The organism is Teichococcus aestuarii (assembly GCF_042651065.1).
GTDB classification, from domain to species: domain Bacteria; phylum Pseudomonadota; class Alphaproteobacteria; order Acetobacterales; family Acetobacteraceae; genus Pseudoroseomonas; species Pseudoroseomonas aestuarii.
The window spans coordinates 1-23,109 of sequence record NZ_JBHSCH010000032.1 but is presented as its reverse complement, the minus strand read 5'-3'; the positions used below and the strand labels follow the sequence as shown (position 1 = coordinate 23,109).

19 protein-coding genes, 1 tRNA gene and 1 pseudogene are annotated in these 23,109 nt (G+C 74.1%); 6 read left to right on the top strand and 15 right to left on the bottom strand.

Annotated features, from left to right (window positions below):
• Position 1: 1 nt before the first annotated feature.
• Both ACFOY6_RS13460 and ACFOY6_RS13455 read right to left on the bottom strand, forming a co-directional pair.
• Positions 2-697: a response regulator gene (locus tag ACFOY6_RS13460; RefSeq protein ID WP_379651181.1), complete on the bottom strand. Its 696-nt coding sequence runs from the start codon at positions 695-697 to the stop codon at positions 2-4.
• Positions 694-3,408 carry an ATP-binding protein gene (locus ACFOY6_RS13455; RefSeq protein ID WP_379651179.1) on the bottom strand — a complete coding sequence of 905 codons (2,715 nt, stop codon included), beginning with the start codon at positions 3,406-3,408 and terminating at the stop codon, positions 694-696. The genes ACFOY6_RS13460 and ACFOY6_RS13455 overlap by 4 nt, the downstream gene beginning before the upstream one ends.
• Positions 3,409-3,647: 239 nt before the next feature.
• On the opposite strand from ACFOY6_RS13455, the gene kdpF reads away from it, so the two are divergent.
• The 4 genes from kdpF to kdpC are packed head-to-tail and all read left to right on the top strand — an operon-like array spanning position 3,648 to position 8,088.
• A complete protein-coding gene (gene kdpF / locus ACFOY6_RS13450) occupies positions 3,648-3,743 on the top strand; it encodes a K(+)-transporting ATPase subunit F (protein ID WP_219929795.1) in 96 nt (31 codons plus the stop codon).
• A gap of 4 nt (positions 3,744-3,747) precedes the next feature.
• On the top strand, positions 3,748-5,445 hold the full coding sequence (gene kdpA / locus ACFOY6_RS13445) for a potassium-transporting ATPase subunit KdpA (RefSeq protein ID WP_379651176.1): 1,698 nt from the start codon (positions 3,748-3,750) through the stop codon (positions 5,443-5,445).
• Between the two features lie 36 nt (positions 5,446-5,481).
• A complete protein-coding gene (gene kdpB / locus ACFOY6_RS13440) occupies positions 5,482-7,539 on the top strand; it encodes a potassium-transporting ATPase subunit KdpB (protein WP_456316935.1) in 2,058 nt (685 codons plus the stop codon).
• A 3-nt stretch (positions 7,540-7,542) separates the two neighbouring features.
• Positions 7,543-8,088: a potassium-transporting ATPase subunit KdpC gene (gene kdpC / locus ACFOY6_RS13435; RefSeq protein WP_379651172.1), complete on the top strand. Its 546-nt coding sequence runs from the start codon at positions 7,543-7,545 to the stop codon at positions 8,086-8,088.
• Between the two features lie 36 nt (positions 8,089-8,124).
• Here kdpC and ACFOY6_RS13430 read toward each other — a convergent pair whose 3' ends face one another.
• The 10 genes from ACFOY6_RS13430 to ACFOY6_RS13385 all read right to left on the bottom strand — a co-directional run bounded on the left by ACFOY6_RS13430 (position 8,125) and on the right by ACFOY6_RS13385 (position 18,656).
• Entirely contained in the window at positions 8,125-8,988 is an 864-nt protein-coding gene (locus ACFOY6_RS13430) for an alpha/beta fold hydrolase (protein WP_379651170.1), read from the bottom strand.
• A gap of 73 nt (positions 8,989-9,061) precedes the next feature.
• A complete protein-coding gene (locus ACFOY6_RS13425) occupies positions 9,062-10,429 on the bottom strand; it encodes an AtzE family amidohydrolase (RefSeq protein WP_379651168.1) in 1,368 nt (455 codons plus the stop codon).
• Positions 10,426-10,608 (bottom strand): DUF4089 domain-containing protein, encoded by a 183-nt coding sequence (locus tag ACFOY6_RS13420; protein WP_379632560.1) that lies wholly within the window; start codon positions 10,606-10,608, stop codon positions 10,426-10,428. Before ACFOY6_RS13420 ends, ACFOY6_RS13425 begins: the two co-directional genes overlap by 4 nt.
• A gap of 137 nt (positions 10,609-10,745) precedes the next feature.
• Positions 10,746-12,431: a dipeptide ABC transporter ATP-binding protein gene (locus tag ACFOY6_RS13415; protein ID WP_379651166.1), complete on the bottom strand. Its 1,686-nt coding sequence runs from the start codon at positions 12,429-12,431 to the stop codon at positions 10,746-10,748.
• A gap of 4 nt (positions 12,432-12,435) precedes the next feature.
• The gene (locus ACFOY6_RS13410) at positions 12,436-13,326 is read right to left on the bottom strand and encodes an ABC transporter permease (RefSeq protein WP_109518686.1); all 891 of its coding nucleotides are present in this window, start codon (positions 13,324-13,326) and stop codon (positions 12,436-12,438) included.
• A complete protein-coding gene (locus ACFOY6_RS13405) occupies positions 13,326-14,339 on the bottom strand; it encodes an ABC transporter permease (RefSeq protein ID WP_379632568.1) in 1,014 nt (337 codons plus the stop codon). The genes ACFOY6_RS13410 and ACFOY6_RS13405 overlap by 1 nt, the downstream gene beginning before the upstream one ends.
• Before the next feature lie 15 nt (positions 14,340-14,354).
• Positions 14,355-15,953, bottom strand: a complete 1,599-nt coding sequence (locus ACFOY6_RS13400; RefSeq protein ID WP_379651164.1) for an ABC transporter substrate-binding protein — start codon at positions 15,951-15,953, stop codon at positions 14,355-14,357.
• Positions 15,954-15,988: 35 nt separating this feature from the next.
• Positions 15,989-16,396, bottom strand: coding sequence for an allophanate hydrolase-related protein (locus ACFOY6_RS13395; protein WP_379632570.1), 408 nt, complete (start codon positions 16,394-16,396; stop codon positions 15,989-15,991).
• The gene (gene atzF, locus ACFOY6_RS13390) at positions 16,393-17,748 is read right to left on the bottom strand and encodes an allophanate hydrolase (RefSeq protein ID WP_379651162.1); all 1,356 of its coding nucleotides are present in this window, start codon (positions 17,746-17,748) and stop codon (positions 16,393-16,395) included. Before atzF ends, ACFOY6_RS13395 begins: the two co-directional genes overlap by 4 nt.
• 230 nt (positions 17,749-17,978) lie before the next feature.
• On the bottom strand, positions 17,979-18,656 hold the full coding sequence (locus tag ACFOY6_RS13385) for a GntR family transcriptional regulator (RefSeq protein WP_379632574.1): 678 nt from the start codon (positions 18,654-18,656) through the stop codon (positions 17,979-17,981).
• Positions 18,657-18,841: 185 nt separating this feature from the next.
• Here ACFOY6_RS13385 and ACFOY6_RS13380 point away from each other — a divergent pair, with 185 nt between their 5' ends.
• Positions 18,842-19,756, top strand: a complete 915-nt coding sequence (locus tag ACFOY6_RS13380) for an NAD(P)-dependent oxidoreductase (protein ID WP_379651160.1) — start codon at positions 18,842-18,844, stop codon at positions 19,754-19,756.
• Between the two features lie 51 nt (positions 19,757-19,807).
• Positions 19,808-19,890 (top strand) — tRNA-Leu (locus tag ACFOY6_RS13375).
• 476 nt (positions 19,891-20,366) lie between these two features.
• Here ACFOY6_RS13375 and ACFOY6_RS13370 read toward each other — a convergent pair.
• The 3 genes and pseudogenes from ACFOY6_RS13370 to ACFOY6_RS13360 all read right to left on the bottom strand — a co-directional run.
• Positions 20,367-21,656 carry an aldehyde dehydrogenase family protein gene (locus tag ACFOY6_RS13370; RefSeq protein ID WP_379651157.1) on the bottom strand — a complete coding sequence of 430 codons (1,290 nt, stop codon included), beginning with the start codon at positions 21,654-21,656 and terminating at the stop codon, positions 20,367-20,369.
• Positions 21,653-22,897, bottom strand: coding sequence for a hydroxysqualene dehydroxylase (locus ACFOY6_RS13365; RefSeq protein WP_379651155.1), 1,245 nt, complete (start codon positions 22,895-22,897; stop codon positions 21,653-21,655). Before ACFOY6_RS13365 ends, ACFOY6_RS13370 begins: the two co-directional genes overlap by 4 nt.
• Positions 22,894-23,109: pseudogene (locus tag ACFOY6_RS13360) on the bottom strand (presqualene diphosphate synthase HpnD); the annotation flags it as partial. The pseudogene ACFOY6_RS13360 and the gene ACFOY6_RS13365, both read right to left, overlap by 4 nt.

Sequence of the window (23,109 nt, the reverse complement as noted above, 5' to 3'; positions counted from 1 at the left end):
CTCAGCCCTCCTCCAGCCGGTAGCCCACCCCCGGCTCGGTGCGCAGCAGCCCCGCCGCCGCGCCGAGCTTCTGCCGCAGGTGCCCGACATAGACGCGCAGATACTGCGCGTCCTCGGCATGTGCCGGGCCCCAGACGGCGTCGAGCAGCTGGCGCTGCGTCATCACCCGCCCGCGCGCCCGCGCCAGGGCCACGAGCAGCTCCCATTCGCGCGGCGTCAGGTGCAGCGGCGGGTCCTCGCCCAGCCGGGCGAGGCGGCGCTCCAGATCGATGGCCAGCGGGCCGATCTCGATGCGCGCCGCCGCCGGGGCCGGCGCCGCGCCCGCCGCCTCGGCCCGGCGCAGCGCCACGCGGATGCGCGCCAGCAGCTCGGCCAGGGAGAAGGGCTTCTCCACATAGTCCTCGGCGCCGGCGTCGAGCGCCGCCACCTTCTCCGTCTCCTGCCCGCGCGCCGAGACCACCAGGATGGGGGCGGGGCAGAAGGCGCGCAGGCGCGGGATCAGCGCCTGCCCGTCCATGTCCGGCAGGCCGAGGTCGAGCAGCAGCAGGGCGGGGGCGGCGGTGGCGGCCAGGCGCAGCGCCTCCTGCGCCGTCTCCGCCCGCAGCGGCGCGTAGCCGGCGGCGCCCAGCGCGGGGCCGAGGAAGCGGTGGATCTGCTTCTCGTCATCCACCACCAGGATGCGCGGCGGCTGGCTCATAGCGGCAGGTGGACCGACATGCGGGTTCCCGGGTTCTCTCCTGGTGCCTCCCGCGCCGGGCTCTGCGCGGTGATGCGCCCGCCCATGGCATGCACCAGCCCGCGGCAGATGGCGAGGCCCAGCCCGGTGCCGGCCGGCGCCGAATCGCCACGGCGGATGCGGAAGAAGGGGTCGAAGACCTGCCCGAGCTGGTCGGCCGGAATGCCGCTTCCCGCATCCTCCACGCTGAGCACCAGCTCGGGCCCCGCGCGCCGCGCCGCCACCCGCACCGGGCTGCCGGGGGGCGAGAACTTCAGGGCGTTGTCCAGCAGGTTGGCCAGCACCTGGTCGAGCAGCACGGCATCCAGCCGCGGCTCGGGCAGGCCCGGCGGCACGCTGAGCGCGATCTCCCGCCCGCTGGCGCGGGCGGCGCGGGCGGTGGCGGTGCGCAGCGCGTCGTCGAGATCCACCGGCGCGCGCCGGGGCTGGAGCTGGCCGCTCTCCAGCCGCACCAGGTCGATGATGTTGGCGAGGTAGCGGTTGAGCCGCACCGTCTCCGCCTCCGCCGTCTCCAGCAGGTCCGCCCGCACCGCGGCGGAGAGGGCGGCGCCGGAGAGGCGCAGCGTCTCCAGCGCGCCGCGTATGGCGGTGAGCGGCGTGCGCAGGTCATGCCCGATCGAGGCCAGCAGGGCGGAGCGCAGCGCCTCCGTCTCGGCCTGCGCGGCGAGGCGCGCCTGGTCCTGTGTCAGCCGGTCGCGCTCCAGGGCGATGGCGGCCTGGTCGGCCAGCGAGTCCAGCGCGCGGTCGCGCTCGTCGTCGAGGGGCGGCAGGCCGGGCAGGTCCATCCGCAGCCCGATCAGCCCGAGCGCGCCCTCCCGCGTGCGCAGCGGGCGGAACTGCCAGGCGGCGGCGGGCAGCGCGTCGGTGCCGGCGCCGGCGCGGCGGTCATGCGCCAGCGCCCAGCGCGCGGCGGCCATCGAATCCGCGTCCGGCCCGGCGTCCAGCGGGCGGGCGGCGCGCGGCACCGGCTCGCCCTCCAGCCCCAGCAGCACGCAGGCGGGGCGGCGGGCCAGCCGCTCCGCCTCCTGCGCCACCACCTCCAGCAGATCGGCGGGCGAGGCGGCGGCGGCCAGCCGGCGGGAGAGCTCCACCAGCCGCCGCATGCCGAACAGCCGCGCCCGCGCCCGCGCCGCCGAGCGGCCCAGCCCGCCCGTGGTGCCGGCCAGCAGCAGCGCCACGCAGACGAAGATGGCCGCCCCCGTCACCTCCTGCACGCCGGAGAGGGAGAGGGTGAGGCGCGGCTCCAGGAACAGGAAATCCCAGGCCAGGAAGGCCAGCAGCGCGCCCGCCGCCGCCGGCAGCGGCCCGAAGCCCGCCGCCAGCGCCACCACGGCGGCGAGGTAGATCATGCCGGTGCCGCCCTCCGGCACGCTGGCATCGGCCCAGAGGCCGAGCAGCGTGGCGAGCCCCACCAGCCCCGGCACCGCCACCCTGGTGGCGCGCAGCGGCACGCCGGGCAGGGCGCGGGGCGGCGGGGCGGCGGCCGGGGCCAGGGCCAGGGCGGGGGCGGGAGCGGGCACCAGGTGCAGCGCGAAATCCCCGCCCGGGCGGCCCAGCGCCGCCGCCAGGCTGCGGCCGGTCAGCCGCCGCCAGAGGGCGGGGCGGCCGCGGCCCATCACCAGATGCGTCACGTTGCGGGCGCGGGCATGGGCCAGCACGGCGGCGGGCAGGTCGCGCGCCACCGTGCTCTCCACCCCGGCGCCGAGGCGTGCGGCGAGGCGCAGCGCCGGGTCGGGGTCCAGATCGGCGCCTGAGAGGCCGGCGCCGGAGGGCGTCTCCACATGCAGCGCCAGCAGCGGCGCGCGCAGCGCGTCGGCCAGGCGGCGGGCCTGCCGCACCACCGCCTCCGCCGCGCCGTCGCCCCCCACCAGCGCCAGCACCCTCTCGCCCGCCGGCCAGGGGCCGGCGATGGCGTTGGCGCGCATGTAGCCGGTCACGTCGGCATCGACGCGCTCGGCGGTGCGGCGCAGCGCCATCTGCCGCAGCGCCGCCAGATTGCCTTCGCGGAAGAAGCCGCGCAGCGCCCGCGCCGCCTGCTCGGGGGCATAGACCTTGCCCTGGCGCAGCCGCTCCAGCAGCTCGGCGGGGGGCAGGTCGATCAGCTCCACCGCGTCGGCGCCGGCCAGCACGTGGTCGGGCACCGTCTCCTGCACACGGATGCCGGTGATGCGCGCCACGTCGTCCGCGAGGCTCTCCAGGTGCTGGACGTTCATCGTCGTCCAGACCTCGATGCCGGCGTCGCGCAACTCCTCCACATCCTGCCAGCGCCGGGGGTGGCGGCTGCCGGGGGCGTTGCCGTGCGCCAGCTCGTCCAGCAGCAGCACGCCGGGCGGGCGGGCGGAGGGGTGGGCGAGGGCGGCGTCGAGGTCGAACTCCTCCAGCGCCTGGCCCCGGTAGGTGATGCGCCGGCGCGGCAGCAGCGCCAGCGGGCCGATCTGCGCCGCCGTCTCGGCCCGGCCATGCGTCTCGACCAGCCCCACCAGCACCGCGCCGCCCGCCGCGTGCAGCCGGCGCGCCGCGGCCAGCATCGCGTAGGTCTTGCCGACGCCGGGGGCGGCGCCGAGGAACACCTTCAGCCGGCCGCGCCCCGCACGCGCGGCGAGCGCCAGCAGCGCATCGGGGTCGGGGCGGGAGGAGGCTTCGGCCATGCCGGCCGAGACTAGCGCGCCCATCCTGCCCGCAGCGAGCGGGGATGTTGATTTTTATGGATTTTTTATGCGCGGACCGGGAATTCCACATCGCCTCTTTGCGGCGGCCGGGCCTATCGGGGGTGGTGCCGGCGGCGGCCTCCGCCCGCCGCCTTCCTTTCGCGGAACACCCCCATGACCGACCTCCTGCTGCTGGCGCTGGGCCTCGGCTTCTTCGGCCTGATGGCGGCCTACGCCGCCGCCTGCGACCGGATCTGACCGCCATGCCCGGCCTGCTGGACCTGATGCTGGGCGGCGCCGTCAGCCTCGGCCTGCTCGGCTACCTGCTGTGGGCGCTGCTGCGCCCCGAGGATCTGTGACGCCATGACCCTCCTCGGATGGGCGCAGATCGCCCTGACCCTGGCGCTGGCGGCGCTCGCCGCCGTGCCGCTCGGCCAATACGCCGCCGCCATCGCCGAGGGGCGGGTGCGCTGGCTGCGCCCGCTGGAGGCGCTGCTCTACCGCGCCGGCGGCATCGACCCCACGGCCGGGCAGGGCTGGCGCGGCTATGTGCTGGCCATGCTGGCGGTGAACCTCGCCGGTTTCCTGCTGCTCTACGCCCTCCTGCGGCTGCAGGGCGCGCTGCCGCTCAACCCGCGCGGCCTGCCCGGCCTCTCGCCCTGGCTGGCCTTCAACACCGCCGTCAGCTTCGTCACCAACACCAACTGGCAGGCCTATTCCGGCGAGGCGGCGATGTCCTACCTCGCGCAGATGGCCGGGCTCACGGTGCAGAACTTCCTCTCCGCCGCCACCGGCATCGCGCTGGCCCTCGCCTTCTGCCGCGCGCTGGCGGCGGGCGGCGTCGCGCGGCTCGGCAATTTCTGGGCCGACCTCACCCGCGTCACCCTCTACCTGCTGCTGCCGCTCGCGCTGCTGCTCGGCCTGGCGCTGGTGGCCTGCGGCGTGCCGCAGACCCTGGCCGACTATGCCGAGGCGCGCACGCTGGAGGGCGGCACGCAGCTCATCGCGCTCGGGCCGGCGGCGTTCCAGGTGGCCATCAAGCAACTCGGCACCAATGGCGGCGGCTTCTTCGGCGTCAACTCCGCGCACCCGCTGGAGAACCCGAACGCGCTCTCCAACCTGCTGCAATGCTGGGCCATCCTGGTCATCCCCTTCGCGCTCTGCATCACCTTCGGCCGGCTGGTGGGCGATGCGCGGCAGGGGCGCGCCCTGCTGGCGGTGATGCTGGGCTTCGTGCTGGCCGGAACCGCCGCCATCTACGCCGCCGAGGCCGCGGGCAACCCGCTGCACTTGGCCGCCGGGCTGGACCCGGCGCCGGGCAACATGGAGGGCAAGGAGGTGCGCTTCGGCACCGCGCTCTCCGCGCTCTGGGCGGCGGCCACCACCGGCGCCTCGAGCGGCAGCGTCAACGCCATGCATGACAGCTTCACGCCGCTCGGCGGCATGGTGCCGCTGTTCCTGATCCAGCTCGGCGAGGTGCTGCCGGGCGGCGTCGGCTCCGGCCTCTACGGCATGCTGGTCTTCGCGCTGCTCGCCGTGTTCATCGCCGGGCTGATGGTGGGGCGCACGCCGGAATATCTCGGCAAGAAGGTGCAGGCGCGCGAGATCAAGCTGGCCATGCTGGCGGTGCTGGTGCTGCCGGCCGCCATCCTGGGCCTCACCGCCGTCTCGCTGGTGCTGCCCTCGGCCACCGCATCCCTCGCCAATGCCGGGCCGCACGGCCTGTCGGAGATGCTCTACGCCTACAGCTCGGCCGCCGGCAACAACGGCTCGGCCTTCGGCGGGCTGGCGGCGGACACGCCCTGGTTCAACACCACGCTGGGCCTGGCCATGCTGCTCGGCCGCTACGCCTACCTCGTGCCGGTGATGGCGATCGCCGGCAGCCTGGCGGCCAAGCCGCGCGCCCCCGAGGGCGCCGGAACCCTGCCGACGCACGGGCCCCTTTTCGCCGGGCTGCTGGCGGGGGTGATCCTGATCCTGGGCGGGCTGCAATTCCTGCCCTCCCTCGCCCTCGGCCCGCTCGCCGAGCATTTCTCCCTGCTGGCCGGCAAGACCTTCTGAGGCACACGCATCATGGACACGCACATGCCCGCGCCGATGCCCGCGCCGGCCACCGCCGCGCGCCGGGACCCATCCGCCCCCGCGCTGCTCGACGGCCCCCTGCTGCGCCGCGCCGCGCTGGACGCGCTCCGCAAGCTCAACCCGGCGCAGCTGCTGCGCAACCCGGTGATCTTCGCCACCGAGGTGGTCTCCATCCTGGTGACGCTGCTGGCGCTGCGCGCGGCGCTCTCGGGCGGCGCCTGGGGCTTCTCCGCCGGCATCGCGCTGTGGCTCTGGGCCACGGTGCTGTTCGCCACCTTCGCCGAGGCGGTGGCGGAGGGGCGCGGCCGGGCGCGCGCCGAGAGCCTGCGCCGCGGCCGCGGCGAGACGCGCGCCAGGCTGCTGCTGCGCGCCGGCGACCGCAGCCTGTGGCAGCCCCGCGCCGCCACCGAGCTGCGCGTGGGCGACCTGGTGCTGGTCGAGGCCGGCGAGCTGATCCCCTCCGATGGCGAGGTGGTGGAGGGCATCGCCTCGGTGAACGAGGCGGCCATCACCGGCGAGAGCGCCCCCGTCATCCGGGAATCGGGCGGCGACCGCAGCGCCGTGACGGGCGGCACCACCGTCGTCTCCGACTGGCTGGTGGTGCGCATCACCGCCGCGCAGGGCGGCACCTTCCTCGACCGGATGATTGGACTGGTGGAGGGCGCCTCCCGCCAGAAGACGCCGAATGAGATCGCGCTCGACATCCTGCTGGCGGGGATGACCATCGTCTTCCTCATCGCCGTCGTCACGCTGGTCGGGCTGGCTTCGTGGAACGGCGCGCCGCCCGCCGTGCCGGTGCTGGCGGCGCTGCTCATCACCCTGATCCCGACGACGATCGGCGGCCTGCTCTCGGCCATCGGCATCGCGGGGATGGACCGGCTGCTGCGCTTCAACGTGCTGGCCACCTCCGGCCGCGCGGTGGAGGCGGCGGGCGACGTGGACGTGCTGCTGCTGGACAAGACCGGCACCATCACCCTCGGCAACCGCCAGGCGGCGGCCTTCATCCCGGCGCCGGGCGTGGCCGGGAAGGATCTGGCGCGCGCCGCCCTGCTCGCCTCGCTGGCCGACGAGACGCCGGAGGGCCGCTCCATCCTGGCCTTCGCGCGGGAGCGGCACGGGCTCGCCGTGCCGGCCCTGCCGCCGGGTGCCGTGGCGGTGCCCTTCACCGCGCAGACCCGCCTCTCGGGGCTGGACACGCCGGAGGCGCGCTTTCGCAAGGGCGCGGTGGAGGCGCTGCTGAAGGCCACCGGCACCACCGCGCCGCCGGAGGTGGCGCAGGCGGTGGAGCGCATCGGCCGCCAGGGCGGCACGCCGCTGGCGGTGGCGCAAGACGGCCGGCTGCTCGGCCTCGTCGCGCTGCAGGACATCGTCAAGCCCGGCATGCGCGACCGCTTCGCCGCGCTGCGCCGCATGGGCATCCGCACCGTGATGGTGACGGGCGACAACCGCCTCACCGCCGCCGCCATCGCCACCGAGGCGGGGGTGGACGATTTCATCGCCGAGGCCACGCCCGAGGACAAGCTGCGCTACATCCGCGCGGCGCAGGGGGAGGGCCGGCTCGTCGCCATGGCGGGCGACGGCACCAACGACGCGCCCGCGCTGGCCCAGGCCGATGTCGGCATGGCGATGCAGACCGGCACCCAGGCGGCGCGCGAGGCCGGCAACATGGTCGACCTCGACAGCGACCCGACCAAGCTGATCGAGGTGGTGGAGATCGGCAAGCAGCTGCTCATCACGCGCGGCGCGCTCACCACCTTCTCCATCGCCAACGACGTGGCGAAGTACTTCGCCATCCTGCCGGCCATCTTCGTGGCGCAGTATCCGGAATTGCAGGCGCTGAACCTGATGCGGCTGGAAAGCCCGGAGAGCGCCATCCTCTCGGCGGTGATCTTCAACGCGCTGATCATCGTGGCGCTGGTGCCGCTGGCGCTGCGCGGCGTGCGCTACCGCCCCGCCGGCGCCGCCGCGCTGCTGCGCCGCAACCTGCTGGTCTACGGGCTGGGCGGCCTCGTGGCGCCCTTCCTGGGCATCAAGGCCATCGACCTGATCCTCTCGCTGCTGGGGCTTGCCTGAACCATGCGAAGCATCCTCCGCCCCGCCGCCACCACGGTCGGGCTGTTCACCCTGCTGCTGGGCCTCGCCGCGCCGCTGGCGATGACCGGCCTGGCCAACGCCCTGTTCCCCGCCCAGGCGGGCGGCAGCCTGATCGCGCGGGAAGGCCGGGTCATCGGCTCCGCCCTGGTCGGGCAGGGTTTCACCGAAGCACGCTACTTCCACCCGCGCCCCTCGGCCGCGGGCTACGACGCCAGCGCCGGCGCCGCCTCCCAGCTCGGGCCGAGCAGCGCCACGCTGCTGGAGGCGGTGCGCGGGCGGGTGGCCGGGGCCGGGCCTGCGCCGGTGCCGGCGGATGCCGCTACCGCCTCCGGCTCGGGGCTCGACCCGCACATCTCGCCGCAGAACGCGCTGCGGCAGGTGGCGCGCGTGGCGGCGGCGCGCGGCATGGAGGAGGCGCGGCTGCGGGAGATCCTGGCGCGGCATGTCGAGGGGCCGCAACTCGGGTTGCTGGGCGAGCGGCGCGTCAACGTGCTGGCGCTCAACCTGGCGCTGGATGCCGGGGAATGAGCGGCGGGAGGGGGCGCCGCCCCTCCCGGAACGCCGTCAGTAGACGATGAAGCCCTTGATGGCGTCCATCATTGCCTGCGGCTCGTCCACCCGGATGGAGTGGCTGCTGCGCTCGAAGACGCGCAGGTCCGAGCCGGGGATCAGGCGATGGATCTCCTCGGAGAATTCCGGGGCGCAGATCCAGTCGTGCCGCCCGGCCAGGATCAGCGTCTTCGCGGTGATGCGCGAAAGCTCGGGGCGCAGGTCGAAGCCCTCGCGCAGGAAGCCGCCGGGGCGGAAGGCGCGGTTCAGCGCCGCCGGCTCGTGCAGGGTGCGGGCGCGGCCGGGGGCGGCGGCGGCCTCGTCATGGCGCACGGCGTAGAGCGGGCCCATCACCGCGTAGTACTGCTTCAGGTCCTCCACCGTGGTCAGCGTGCCGTCCCACAGGCGCTGGCACATGGCCTGCTGCTCCGGCGTGCCACGCTCGGCCACGATCTCCTGCGCGCGCTGCACGAAACCCGAATGCGCGGCGGTGACGACCAGCACCAGGTGCGAGACCGCCTCCGGGTAGCGCGCCGCATGCGCCATCGACACCATGCCGCCATAGGAGGTGCCGATGGAGACGATGGGGCCCAGGCCGAGATGCTGCCGCAGCGCCTCCAGGTCCTCCACATTCTCGTCCAGCGTGTAGGTCTCGGGGTCGCCCTTGGCGGAGCGGCCCTGGCCGCGATGGTCGACATAGACGAGCTGCATCCGCTCGGCGAGGGGCGAGAAACCGGGCTTGAAGCCGCTGTGGTCGCCGCCCGGGCCACCGTGCAGGATGAAGGCCGCCGGCCGCTCGCGCATCTCCGCGCCGTCGGGCACCAGGCCCATCCCCTCCACGTCGAAATAGATCTCGGTGCCCCGAATCCGTGCGCGCATGGCTCTGCTCCCTGGTGATCCGGGGGCGGATGCTGGCACGTGGGGCGGGCGGGGTGAACCCGCCCCCCGTCCTTCAGAGCCGCGCCACCCCCTGCCGCTCCAGCACCCGCGCCGCGCGCAGCGCCAGATCCTCCCGCCAGGGCGCGGCGATGATCTGCACGCCGACCGGTAATCCGTCATCGGGCCAGAGCGGCACCGCGGCCACCGGCAGGCCAATGAAGGAGACAGGCTGGGTGTAGAGGCCGAGATTGGGCCGCAGCGGCAGGCTCTGCCCCTCCCATTCCAGCGTCTTCTGCCCGAGGCGCGGGGCGCGGACGGGGGTGGCGGGGGCGAGGATCAGGTCCACCTCGGCGAACAGCTCCAGCACCCGCGCCTGGTACCAGCGGCGGAAGCGCTGCGCCCGCGCCACCCAGGCGGCGGGGATGGCGAGGCCGCCGATCAGCCGGTCCCGCACCTCGGGGTCGAAATCGGCGGCGCGGGCGCACAGGCGCTCCGCGTGCAGGGCGGCGCCCTCGGCGGCGGTGATGACATAGGCGGCGGCGCGGGCGCGGGTGGCCTCGGGGAACTCCACCACGCGGCTGGCGCCGAGCGCCTTGGCCGCCAGCGCCACGGCGTCATGCGCCGCCCGGTGGCCACCCTGCGCGAAATGCCCGCCGGCGATGGCGATGCGGAGACCACCGATCCCATCCTCCAGCGAGGGCAGTACCGGCTCCACGGGGCGCTGCGCCTGCATCGGGTCCTCCGGGTCTGTGCCCTGCATGGCGTCGTGGGCGAGGGCGAGGTCGGTGACACCGGCGGCGAGAGGGCCGAGATGGTCGAAGGAGGAGACGAAGGGGAAGGTGCCGGCGCGGCTGAGGCGCCCATAGGTGGGCTTGAGGCCGAACACGCCGCAGAGCGAAGCGGGCACGCGGATGGAGCCGTTGGTGTCGGACCCCAGCGCCACCGGCACCATGCCGGCGGCCACCGCCGCGCCGGAGCCGCCGGAGGAGCCGCCTGTCATGCGCGCGAGGTCGCGCGGATTGCGGGAGGGGCCGTCATGCGCGTTCTCGCCGGTGAAGTCGTAGGCGTATTCGCCCATGTTGAGGCCGCCAAGCAGGATGGCGCCGGCCTCTTCCATCTTGCGGGCGAGGAAGGCGTCGCGCGGGGCGGGGGCGCGGTCGCGGTTGATCCGGGAGCCGGCGCGGGTGGGCAGCCCGGCGATGTCGAACAGGTTCTTCACCGCGAAGGGCACGCCGGCGAGCGGGCCAGGGTCGCGCCCTTCGGCAAGCTGCGCGTCGATGGCGTCCGCGCGGGCGAGGGCGCGTTCGGCGGTGATATCGGTGAAGGCGTTGACCGTGGGGTTTTCCAGGGCGATGCGCGCCAGGGCCGCTTCCGTGACGGCGCGGGCGGTGGCGCGCCGGCCGCGGATGGCGGCGGCGATGTCGCTGGCGGTGTTGCTCATGCGTGGAACACCGGCGCGTATTCGGCGTCGTCCTCCAGAGGAAACTCCTCCACCAGCCGCGCCGCCGCCGCCACGGTGCGCAGGGCGGTGGTGGCGGCTTCGAGCCATTCGGCTTGCAGTGTGAGTCCGTGCAGCTCCGCTGCTGTCTCCACCGCCTGTTCGATCGGGTCTTTGGCCATGGTGTCTCTCCCGGAGGGCGCCAGCGGCGCCCGAGAACTTGCAGAAACTGAAGGGGCCTGGGGAAGCTGTGCTTCCCCAGCGCTTTCTTCGCGCGTGCGATTCACGTCTCCGGCCTGCGGCCTCCGACGATCGCGCGCTAAACCGGCGGGTGCGGGATCGCCGCGATGAGTTCGCGCGTGTAGTCGGCGCGCGGGTTCTCCAGCACCTGCTGGGAGGAGCCTTCCTCCACCACCTTGCCCTGCCGCATGACGATGACGCGGTCGCAGAGCAGGCGGACCACGTGCAAATCGTGGCTGACGAAGAGGTAGCTCATGCCGAGCCTGAGCTTGAGGTCCTGCAACAGGTTCAGCACCACCGCCTGGACGGAGACGTCGAGCGCCGCGGTGGGTTCATCGAGGATGACGAGGTCGGGGTTGAGCGCGATGGCGCGGGCGATGCCGATCCGCGCCTTCTGCCCGCCGGAGAGCTGGTGCGGGAAGCGGTGCAGCAGGATGCGCGGCAGGCCGACGAGATCGGCCAGTTCCTCGATGCGCGCCTGGAGTGCCGCGCCGCGCTCGGCCCCCATGCGCAGGATGGGGTCGGCGATGGCGCGGGATGCGGTGAGGCGGGGGTTGAGGCTGTCGGTCGGGTCCTGGAACACCATCTGGATGCGCGGCCGCAGCGGCGAGGCGGCGAAGCCCCGGGCCGGCATGGCGCCGATCTCCTGCCCGGCGAAACGGATGCGCCCGGCGGTGGGGTCGAGCAGGCGCATCAGCATCATCGAGGTGGTGGACTTGCCGCAGCCGGATTCGCCCACCAGCCCGACGCTCTCGCCCCGGTTCACGCGGAAGGAGATGCCGTCCACTGCGCGGAAGGGCGCTTCCGGCGCGCGGCCGGCGAGCCTGGCCAGCCAGCCGTCGAGGCCGGCGCGGGGATATTCCTTCACCAGCCCCTCCACCTCCAGCAGCGGCTCGCCGGCGCGCGGGTCGGGCGCCGGGAGGGGGGCGGGGGCGGCGCCCTCGGGCAGCAGGTCGCGCAGCCCGGCGCCGGGGCGGGGCGTGGCACGCATCAGCCGGCGGGTGTAGGCGTGGGCGGGCGCGCGGAAGATGGCTATGGCATCCGCGTTCTCCACCACCTCGCCCTGCTGCATCACCGCCACGCGGTCGCAATAGGCGCTGGCGAGGCCAAGATCGTGGGTGATGAGGAGGGTGGACATGCCGCGCTCGCGCGTCAGCTCGGTGACGAGGTCCATCACCGCCTTCTGGGTGGTGACGTCGAGGCCGGTGGTGGGTTCGTCGGCGATCAGCAGGCGCGGGCGGCAGGCGAGGGCGAGCGCGATGACCACGCGCTGGCACATGCCGCCCGACAGCTCGAAGGGATAGGCGTCGTGCCGCTCGGCGGCGCGGGCGATGCGCACCTGCTCCAGCGCGGCGATGGCCTTGGCCCGCGCATTGGCGCGCGTCGCCTGGCCGTGGCGGCGCAGCACATCGGCGATCTGCTGGCCCACGGGGCGGATCGGGTTCAGCGCGGCGCGCGGGTTCTGGAAGATCATCGAGATCTCGCGCCCGCGCAGGTCGCGCATCTCGCGCTCCGGCAGTTCGCGCAGGGGCACGCCGGAGAAGGCGATGCTGCCCTCGGCGATGCGCCCCGTGCGCTCCAGGATGCGCATCACCGCGTAGGAGGTGACGGACTTGCCCGAGCCGCTCTCCCCCACCACGCCCAGCGTCTCGCCACGGCCGATGGAGAGGTTGACGCGCTTCACCGCGCGCACCGTGCCGCGCCTTGTCGCGAACTCCACCGTCAGGTCGCGGACATCGAGCAGCGGGACCGTGTTGCTGTCCATCGGCTCAGCTCCGGCGCTGCGGGTCGACGATGTCGCGCAGACCGTCGCCGAGCAGGTTGAAGGTGAAGACGGCGAGCATCAGCGCGAGGCCGGGGAACAGCGCCACCCACCACTCGCCGGAGACGATGTAGGCGGCGCCCTCCGCCACCATGATGCCCCATTCCGGCATGGGCGGCCGGATGCCGAGGCCGATGAAGGAGAGCCCCGCCGCGTTGAGGATGGCGTAGCCCATGGTCAGCGACATCTGCACCGCCATGATCGGCAGGATGTTGGGCAGGATGGTGCCGAGCAGCACGCGCCACTCGCCATTGCCGGTGAGGCGCGCGGCCTGCACGTAGCCGGCCTCCCGCCGCACCGCCGCCTCGGCGCGGGCGATGCGCGCATAGAGCGGGAAGTTCACGATGGCGGTGGCGATGACGATGTTCGTCACCGTGTTGCCGAGCGCGGCGACGATGCCCATGGCCAGCACGAAGAGCGGGAAGGCCATGATGGTGTCGGCGATGCGGCCGACGATGCGGTCCGTCCAGCCACCGAAGAAGCCGGCGGCGACACCCGCGAGGCCGCCGAGGACAAACACCAGCGCCACCGAACAGATGGCGATACCGAGATCGAGCCGGGTCGCCACGATGACGCGGGAGAGGATGTCCCGCCCCAGATGGTCCGTGCCGAAGGGGTTGCTCAGGGAGGGCGGCGCCAGGGCGCGGGCCGTGTCGCTCGCCAGCGGGTCGTGCGGCGCGATCCAGGGGCCGAGGAGGGCGCAGAGCAGCAGCAGGAAGAACAGCCCGAAGGCCATGGCGGTGACCGGGTTCTCCCCCACCACGTGCCGCGCGTGGCGCAGCAGGGCGGCGAGCGGGGAGGGCGCCCTGGCGGCCGGAAGAGCCGGGTTCTCGGCCATCACGCCACCTTCCGCATGCGGGGGTCGATCAGCCCGTAGAGCAGGTCGATCGCCAGGTTGAGCAGGATGTAGAGGATCGCCATGGTCAGCACGAAACCCTGCACCGGCGCGAAGTCCGAGGCGATCAGCGCCTCCACCGCGTAGGAGCCGATGCCGGGCCAGGCGAAGACCTTCTCCACCAGCACATTCGCGCCGAGCAGGAAGGAGAACACCATGCCCAGCGTGGTGAGCACCGGCAGCATGGCGTTGCGGAAGGCATAGGCGAAGACGATGGTGCGCCCGCCGAGGCCGCTCGCCCGCGCGGTGCGGATGAACTCGGCGGAGAGGGCGGCGAGCATCGCGGCCCGCGTCATGCGCGCCAGCGGGGCGAGGGCGAAGATGCCGAGCGTCAGCGCCGGCAGCAGGATTTGTCCGAGTGCCGCGCGAAAGACTTCCGCATCGCCCGCCAGCAGGCTGTCGATCAGCAGGAAGCCGGTGCGCGCGGGCGGCTCGCTCAGGAAGCTGTCGAGCCGGCCAAGGGGCGCGGGAGACCAGCCGAGCAGGTAGTAGAACACATAGACCGCCAGCAGCCCGGTGAAGAACACCGGCAGCGAGACGCCCGCCGTGGTGACGAGCCGGCAGAGATGGTCGATCCACGAGCCCTGCCGCAGCGCGGCGAGGATGCCGAGCGGCACGGCGATGCCCACCGCGATGAACAGGCCGAGCAGGGTGAGTTCCGCCGAGGCCGGAAGCCGTGCCGCGATATCCTCTACCACCGGGCGGCCGGTGGTGAGGGAGACGCCGAGATCGCCCCGGAACAGCGCCGCCACATAGCCGGCGAACTGCGTCCAGAGCGGCTGGTCGAGGCCGAGCTGCGCGCGGATGGCGGCGATCGCCTCCGGCGAGGCCACCGGCCCCGCGAAGTAGAGCGCCGGGTCGCCGGGCAGCACGCGGGTGAGCAGGAAGGTGATGACCACCACCCCCGCCAGGCTGGGCAACGCCGTCCCCAGCCGCGACAGCACGGTGCGCAACATCGGCCCCGCTCCTCCTCAGCCCTTGGTGAAGGCGCGGAAATCCGGCTCGCGGCAGGGCCAGAACTGGTAGCCGCCGATGTTCTTCTGCATCGCCATGTCGTGCAGCGGCTGCGCCAGCGGCACCACCGGCGCCTCGCGCTGCGCCATGCCCACGAAACCCTTCACCGCCGCCTCATAGGCCGCCGCGTCCGAGGTGAAGCGGGCGGCGTCGATCAGCCTGTCCATCTCCGGGTTCTGGTATGAGGCGACGTTGAAGATCGAGTTGCTGCCGTGGAAGTTCCAGAAGAAGTAGTAGTCCGGCCAGTCCAGCCAGCCTGCGAAGCGGTTGATGACCATGGGCGAGTTTTTCTTCGCCAGCTCGCCGCGGAAGTTGCTGCCCGGCACCTTGTTCAGCTCGACGGTGATGCCGAGCGGCGCCAGCGCCTCCTTCACCAGCAGCGCGATCGGCTCGGCCACCGTGGCCTGGCCGGCGTCGAACAGCACGGAGGTGGTGATGCCGCCCGGCGCCGCCTGCTGCACCAGGGCGCGCGCCTTCTCGATGTTGGTGTTGTAGGGGAAGGGCTGCGGCCAGGCGGTGGTCGGCCCGCCCTCGGCGCCGGACATGACGACACCGCGCCCGTAGAGCGCCGCCTGCATGATCTTCTCGTAGGGCATCGCCCAGGCCACGGCCTGGCGCAGCCGCACATCGGTGAAGGGGCCGGTGGCGCTGTTCATGGCGCAGTACCAGATGCCGTTCGGCACCGGCACGCCCACCACCTTCACCTTCCCCGCCGCGGCGAGGTCGGCGAAGTCCTTCGGCGGCAGCAGGGCGGAGACATCGGCATCGCCCCGCTCCAGCAGCGCGCGGCGGGTGGAGGGGGAGGGGATGTCGCGGGTGATGATGCGGCGCAGCTTCGGCTTGCTGGCATTCCACCAGTCGTCGTTGCGGGCATAGATGGTCTCGACGCCGGGCTTCCAGCTCTCCACGCGGAAGGCGCCGGAGCCGGCGACGTTGTTCTTCAGCCACTCCTTCGCCCAGGGGTCGCCGCCCGAATTGGCCTTGGCCGTCTCGCTGTCGATGACATAGGGGATGGTGACGCCGAGATTGGGCATCAGCAGCTTGTCCTTCCGGATGAAGTCGATCCGGAAGGTGCGGTCGTCGAGCGCCACGAACTGCTCGGGCTTCTCCATGCTGCCCGCCGCCATCTGCGTGGTGGCGAAGCCGCCGATGGAGACGGCGCGGTCGAGCGACCACTTCACGTCCTGCGCGCGCACCGGGCGGCCGGAATGGAACTTCGCCTCGCGCAGCTTGAAGGTGACGCTCATGCCGTCGCTGGCCTCCTGCCAACTCTCGGCCAGCTCCGGCTCCAGCGCGTGCAGGGTGAAGGTGTGGCCCTGGCCATCGGGCAGCGGCACCTTCTTGTAGCTCAGCAGCCGGTCGTAGCAGTTCAGCGCCACGCCGTTCACCGGCTGCGAGGCGCCGATGCCCTGCATGTCCATGCTGTTGGGGCCGTATTCCTGCACCAGCAGCAGGGTCTCGGCGCGGCTGGCCGATTGCGCCTCGGCGGGCGCGGGGCGCAGCGCGGGGGCGGCGAGGGCGCCGGCGGTGGCGGCCAGGAAGGCGCGGCGTTGCATGGGCAATCTTCCTTCGGGTTGGGTAGGGCGATGCATCAGGCGGGCGCCGTGGCGCGGCTGGCGAGCCAGGCCCGCCAGCCGCCACTGTCAGAGATATCCTCGGCCTGCCGCGCGCCTTCGGCCTCCACCAGGAAGCCCTTGGGCGCGGTGCCATCCGCCAGCAGCAGCGTGCCGAGGCCGAGCGGCGCCGGGATCGCCGCCAGCAGCGCGCCGATGCTCGCGCGCGGCAGCGCCCACACCTCCAGCGCGATGGCATGGCCCTCGCCTTCCGCCACGCGCAGCAGGCCGGGGCGGAAGGGCGGGCCGCCGGGCAGGCGGAACAGCCGGTAGCAGGGCCGGGTGCGGGTGGCGCGCAGCAGGCGGCCCTCCAGCGCCAGCAACTCGCCATTCAGCGGCAGGCCGGACATGTGCGCGCCGACGACGCCAATCTCCATCTCGCTCATGCCGCGGCCTCGAAGCGCAGGCCGAGCGCCGCGAGGCGGGCATCGCTGCCGCCAGGCCCGATGAAGGTGGCGCCCGCCGGCAGCCCGTCCGGCCGGTCCGGCCCCGGCACGGCCAGCGCCGCGAGGCCCAGCAGGTTGACGAAGTTGGTGAAGGTGCCGAGGCGGGCATTCGGCCCGACCGGGTCGGCGGCCAGATCCTCCAGGGTGGGGAAGAGGGGCGCGGTCGGCACGGCCAGCGCGTCGATCTCGCCCCAGAGCGGGGCGGTGGCGTGGCGCAGCTCGGCCAGCCGGTGGAAGGCGCGGAAGGCGTCGGCCGCGCTGTGGCGGCGGCCATTCGCCTCGATGATGCCGCGTGTCACCGGCAGCACCGCACCGGGCGGGGCGGACCGGAAGAAACCTTCCAGCGAGGCCAGCCGCTCGGCCACCCAGGCGCCTTCGTAGAGCAGCGCGGCGGCCTCGCGGAAGGCGGCCATCGGCACCGGGCGCAGTTCCAGGCCGAGGGCGCGGCAGCGCTCCAGCGCGGCGTCCCAGGCGGCCTCGGCTTCCGGCTCGAAGCGCGGCCGGTCCGCCTCGGCGGGGATGCCGAGCACGCGCACCGGCGGGGCGGCGGCGGGCAGGCCCAGGGGGATGTCGCGCGAGAAAGGGTCCTCCGCATCCGCGCCGGCCATCGCCGCATAGGCCGTCCAGGCCTCCGCCACGCTGTGGGCAAAGATGGAAACGCAGTCGAGCGAGCGGCAGGCCGGCACCACGCCGCGCGTGGAGGCAGCGCCGGGGGTGGGCTTCAGCCCCACCAGCCCACACAGCCCGGCGGGGATGCGGCCGGAGCCCGCCGTGTCCGTCCCCAGCGCGAAGGGCACCAGCCCTCGCGCCACGGCGACGGCCGAGCCGGAGGAGGAGCCGCCCGGCACCCGCCCCGGCGCGCGCGGGTTGCGGGGCACCGGGTGCGGCGTCCGCACGCCCACGAGGCCGGTGGCGAACTGGTCCAGATTGGTCTTGCCGATGGGGATGGCGCCCGCCGCCACCAGCCGTTCCACCACGCCCGCATGGCGCGCGGGTGTGTAGGCGAAGGCCGGGCAGGCGGCGGTGGTGGGCATGCCCGCCACGTCGATATTGTCCTTCACCGCGAAGGGGATGCCCCAGAGCGGCAGGCGCTCCCGGTCGGCCGGGTCCAGCGCGGCGGCGGCGGCCTCGATGGCCCCGGCGCTGGCGAGATGGAGGAAGATGCCCGGGTCGTCGCAGGCGGCGATGCGGCCGCGCAGGGCGGGCAGCAGATCGGCCGGGCTTTCGCCCGCGGCATAGCGGCGGCGGAAGCCGTCGATGTCCGCCATGCCGGCGGAAAGGGTGAGGTCCATGCGCCTGCCCTGCTCGGCCCCGCCGCGCCGGAAGTGGCGGGCGGGTTCACCGGGGAAGGGTCAGCAAACGGCGTGCCAGTCCTGCGCGGGCGCACCGCATAGGTGGAAGGCGCTGGGCTGGCCCGGACATGATCGCGCTGCCGGAAGGAGACGGCCGGAGGAAACGGACGGCCAGATTCCTCCTGCCGCAGAAATTGTATGCAATGTCGGCGTAAGAGCCTATTTAATGATCAAATGCGGCGCTTACTGTGCTCCGGCCGTCCGGAAATGCTTTCCCAGGAGGCGCCGCTGGAGAAGATATGCCGCCGCATGGCTTCGGCCGCGCCTTCGGCGTCCGCGCGCATCAGGCAGGCCACCACCTGGCCATGCTCGGCGTGGGAGCGTGCCAGCCGCTCCGGCGCCTCGAACTGGGCGCCGCGGAACGGCGCCAGGCGCTGATGGGTGGATTGCGCCACCTCGGCCAAGGGCGGGTTGTGCGCCCCGGCATAGATCAGCCCGTGCAGCCGGCGGTTGGCCGCGCGGTAGCCCGTGCGGTCGCCGGCACGGACCAGGGCGGCCATGGCGTGGTGCAGCTCCTCCAGCGCCGCGCGCTCCTGCGGCGCCATGCGCAGCGCCGACCAGCGGGCGCAGAGCGCCTCCATCTCGGCCAGCAGCTCGAAGGCGGCGCGCAACCCGTCCGGTGCCGGAGAGGCGACCACGGCGCCCCGGTGCGGCCGCAACTCCACCAGCCCCGTGGCCGTCAGGCGCCGCAGGGCCTCCCGCACCGGGGTGCGGGACATGCCAGCCTCGGCGGCCAGGGCCTGCTCGTCCAGCCGCTGGCCCGGCTTCAGCGCACCGGAGACGATCCGCTCCGCCAGCGTCTCGGCCAGGGCTTCGGCGCGGGTGGCGGGGGCGGCAGGGCTCGGCACGGCGGTGGAATTCCTTGCGGATGGCAGGCCCTGGGTTCCGGGCCTTGCCGCACCGGCATAGCGGCCCGGGCCGGCCGGCGGAATACGGCACGCCGCCTGGAAGGGCATGGAGCCCTGCCCGCCCGCCACCCTGGACGCGCTGCCGGAGGCCGCTACCATGCGCGCGGAATCAAAGGAGAGTGTCTGTGCGCGCCATTTTCGTGGATGCCGGCGAGGCTCTGGGCCAGGTGATGCGGCGCCTGCGCCGCGACAGCGACATGCCGGTGACGATCAACGTCCAGCCCGACGTGACGCCGGAGGAGCTGCCCGCCCTGGTGGCCGGGCATGACATCGTCATCATCGACCACACCGCCCTGCCGACGGCGATCGCCAAGCAGATCCCCTCGCTGAAGCATGTGGTGTTCCTCGGCACCGGCGCGCGCAGCTACATGAACCCGGAGGAGCTCCAGGCCGAGTGCGGCATCGAGGTCCACATCATCAAGGGCTATGGCGACACGGCGGTGGCCGAGATGGCCTTCACCCTGATGTGGATCGCCGCCAAGGGCATCGCCCGCATGGACCGCGAGATGCGCGCCGGCAACTGGGTGCGCACCGATGGCGTGGAGCTGACCGGCAAGACGGTGGGGCTGCTGGGCTATGGCGGCATCGCCGCCGAGATGGCGCGGCTCTGCCGCGGCGCCGGCATGAAGGTGCTGGCCTGGAACCGCAGCCCGAAGGCCGCCGAGGGCATCGAATTCGTCAGCCTCGACCGGCTGCTGGCGGAGAGCGACGTGCTCTCGGTGCACCTGCTGCTGAACGACGAGACGCGCGGCTTTCTCTCCGCCGAGAAGCTGGCGCAGCTGAAGCCCACCGCCATGCTGGTGAACACGGCGCGCGGCGCGGTGGTGGATGAGGACGCCATGATCGCGGCGCTGCGCGAGGGGCGGCTGGCGCATGCGGCGCTGGACGTGTTCAACATCGAGCCGCTGCCGGCGGGCCACCCGCTGACGGCGCTGCCGAACGTGACGCTTTCCGCCCACTCGGCCTTCCGCACGCCGGAAGCGAGCGACAACCTCATCGAGGCCTCGCTGAACCACTGCCGCCGCATCGCGGCGGGCTGAGGGGGGAGGTCTTTCGCCGCCTGCGCCGCTGTGGCAGGAAGCCCCGGCGGTGCGGGCGTGGCGGAATGGTAGACGCATGGGCCTTAAAAGCCCCCGTCCTCAGGGATGTACGGGTTCGAGTCCCGTCGCCCGCATCCGCCTCTTCCGCAGCCTGGGCGGCGCGATCTCGGCACGATCTCCGGGCCGCGATCCCTGGAAAGTGCGGGAGGCGCGGCTCGTCGCCGCGCCGTCCGGACCAGCGCCCGCCGCAGAAGGCAGGCGCCGCGTGTGTCGGCCGGTTACTCCGCCGAGCTGATGCGCGGCAGGCCCGCGGGCCAGTTCAGGTCCATCAGGGACCGGGCATACAGTCCACCCCCGACCAGGGCGGCAACGACAGTGACAAAGAGGAATTCGGACATGGGTAGACCCCTGTTCCTTTGAAACGGCCGCGATGCTGCGGCTGCGAAAAGGAATATAGGGACACCCCCCAGGCTTCAGCACTGCGTATTTCGCGGGTGCAGCATCGGACCATGCATGGCTTTTCTGTCATGTGAGACACGCGGGGCTCTTGCCTTGCACCGGGCCGCGCGGAAGCAGGGAAGAGGGCGGCGGGCTGGAGCGCCCCGCCGCCTCAGCGGAGCAACTGCCGCGCCAGCTTCCGCACCCGCGCGCTGCGCGGCGGGTCGAACATCCGCGCCAGGGCGAAGGGGCCGTGCCGCACCCGCCCGCGCAGGTCGCTGAAGCTCTCGAACCCCGCCCGCCCATGGTAGCGCCCGAAGCCCGAGGCGCCGACGCCGCCGAAGGGCAGGGCGGTGAAGGCGGCGTGCTCCACGCAGCGCTCCTCCACCAGCGCGCCGGCGCGGGTGCCGGCGGCCACGGCGGCGGCCTCCGCCCGGCTGGCGCCGAACAGGTAGAGCGCCAGCGGCGCCGGCCGCGCCCGGACCCAGCCAATCGCCGCCGCGAGATCCGGCACCGCGCGCAGCGCCAGCGCCGGGCCGAACAGCTCCTCGGCGCTGTCGTCGGCCACCAGCACGATCCCGCCGGGCAGCGCCTCGCCGCCCGCCACCAGCGCCGCCTGCTCGTCCCGCTGCGCGGGGGCCACGGCGGTCTCCACCGGCACGGCGGCGGCGCGGCAGGCGGCGGCGAAGGCCTCGGCCGTGTGGCCCACCAGCAGCACCGTGTCGGGCGCCACGCAGGTCTGCCCGGCATTCACCGCCTTGCCAGCCAGGATGGCCCGCGCCGCGCGGGCGAGGTCGGCGCCCGGCAGCACCAGCACGGGGCACTTGCCGCCGAGTTCCAGCGTCAGCGGCGTCAGGTGCTCCGCCGCCGCGCGCATCACTGCGCGGCCGATGCCGGTGCCGCCGGTGAACACCAGGTGGTCCCAGGGCTGCGCGGCGAAGTCGGCGGCGACCGCCGCATCGCCCTGCACCACGCGGGCCATGCGCGGGCCGAGGGCGGCGTCCACCACCTCGGCCAGCAGCGCGGCGGTGCGGGGGGTGTGCTCGCTCGGCTTCAGCACCACGCGGTTGCCGGCGGCGATCGCCTCCGCCAGCGGCCACAGCCCGAGCTGGATGGGGTAGTTCCAGGGCGCCATCACCCCCACCACGCCCTTCGGCACAGGCTCCACCCAGGCCAGCGCCGGCTGGAACGGGAAGGGCGCCAGCACCGGGCGCGGCATCGCCCACCACCACAGCCAGCGCCGCGCCCGCCGCGCCGCCTGCGCTACCAGCAGCACGTCGGCGATCAGCGTCTCCACCGTGGAGCGGCCACCGTAATCGGCATCGGCGGCGGCGGCGAAATTCTCGGCGCGGCGCAGCACCTCCCGCGCCAGGGCGGCCAGCAGGGCGCGGCGCTCGCGAAGGGTGGGGTGCTGCGTCTCGGCGCGCAGGGCGGCGAGGGCGGCGGCGGGGCTTTCGGTCATCGGGCGGCGGCTTTCGGGAGGGCGCGCGCCAGGGCGGCTGCGGCGCGCAGGCCGGAACGGGTGGCGGCCTCGATGGTGGCGGGCAGGAGCGGCTCCATCCAGTCCCCGGCCAGGGCCAGGTTGGGCAAGGGTAGCACCGGCGGCGGCGCGGGCTGGTCGACACTGTGCAGGGGAGTGGCGCGCTGCTCCTTCACGGCGCGCCAGGCGGGGAGGGCTTCCGGCCAGCCGCCGGGCAGGCGGGCGGCCAGGGCGGCGCGGCGCACCTCCCGCCAGACGCGCTCCGCCAGCACCTCCAGCGGTGTCTCCAGCACGGCGGCGGCGGCGCTCACCGTCACCGCCACGGCGCCGGGGCGCACCAGCACCCATTGCCCGACGCCGCCCAGCAGCCCCAGGAAACGCAGCGGGCCGCCGCTGGCATGGGCGTAGTGCAGGTTCAGGATCGGCGCGTGGCGTTCCGGCACGCGCAGGCCGGGCAGCAGCCGCGCGCTCTCCCAGGGCGGCGTGGCCAGGATCACCCCGCCCTCCACCGGCAGCGTGCCGCCCGCGAAGTGCAGGGCGGTGGCGCGGCCATCCTCCACCGTCAGCGCGCGCAGGCGGTCGCCCGGGCGGATCTCGACGCCGCGCGCCGCCAGCGCCGCCAGCGCGGGCTGCACCAGATCCGGCCCCAGCCCCTCGCGCGCCACATAGAGGCGGCAGGCGCCGGGGCGGCCCATGCGGCGCAGCACGGCGCCGAGGCGGCGCAGGCCGGCCTGTTCCGGCGGGGTGTTCAGCGCCGCCAGCGTCAGCGGCTCGACGAAGCCGCGCAGCAGCACCGGATGGCGGGCGAAGGCCTCCGACACCGTGACGCGGCGGCCCGGCCGGGCGGCGCCCAGCAGCGCCAGCAGCCCGGCGGCGTCCAGCCCCGGCGGGCGGGCCTCCTTTCGCCACCAGCCAAGCGGCGAGAGCGCCACGCGGAGAAAGGTGCCGCTCTCCAGGTCCAGCACCGGCAGCCGGTCCGGCTCCGGCTCCACCCAGCCGGCGCGGGCGCCGATCTCCGCCAGGAAGCGCAGCGCCGCCGGGTTGGCGCCGAGCAGGGCGTGGGTGCCGTTGTCGGTGCCATCGGGCAGGGCGCGGGCGCGGCCGCCGGCGGCGGGGGTGGCCTCGTGCAGCACCACGCGGCGGCCCTGATGGGAGAGCGCCCAGGCCGCCGCCAGACCCGCCATGCCCGCGCCCACCACATGGGTGGCGGGGGCCTCGCTCAAGGCCGCAGCGTCCGCAGCGCCATGGCCAGCTTCTCTGCCCGGCCGAGCCGTGGGCGGCGGCGCGGCGGTTCGAAGCCCTGCGCCCGCATCCGCCGCAGCAGCGCGTGATAGCCCAGCAGCATCAGCCGCGCCGGCTTCAGCGCGCGGGCGCGGCCGGGGGCCAGCAGCGCGTCGGCGGCGGCGAAGGCGGCATCGGCGCCCTCGGCCACGAT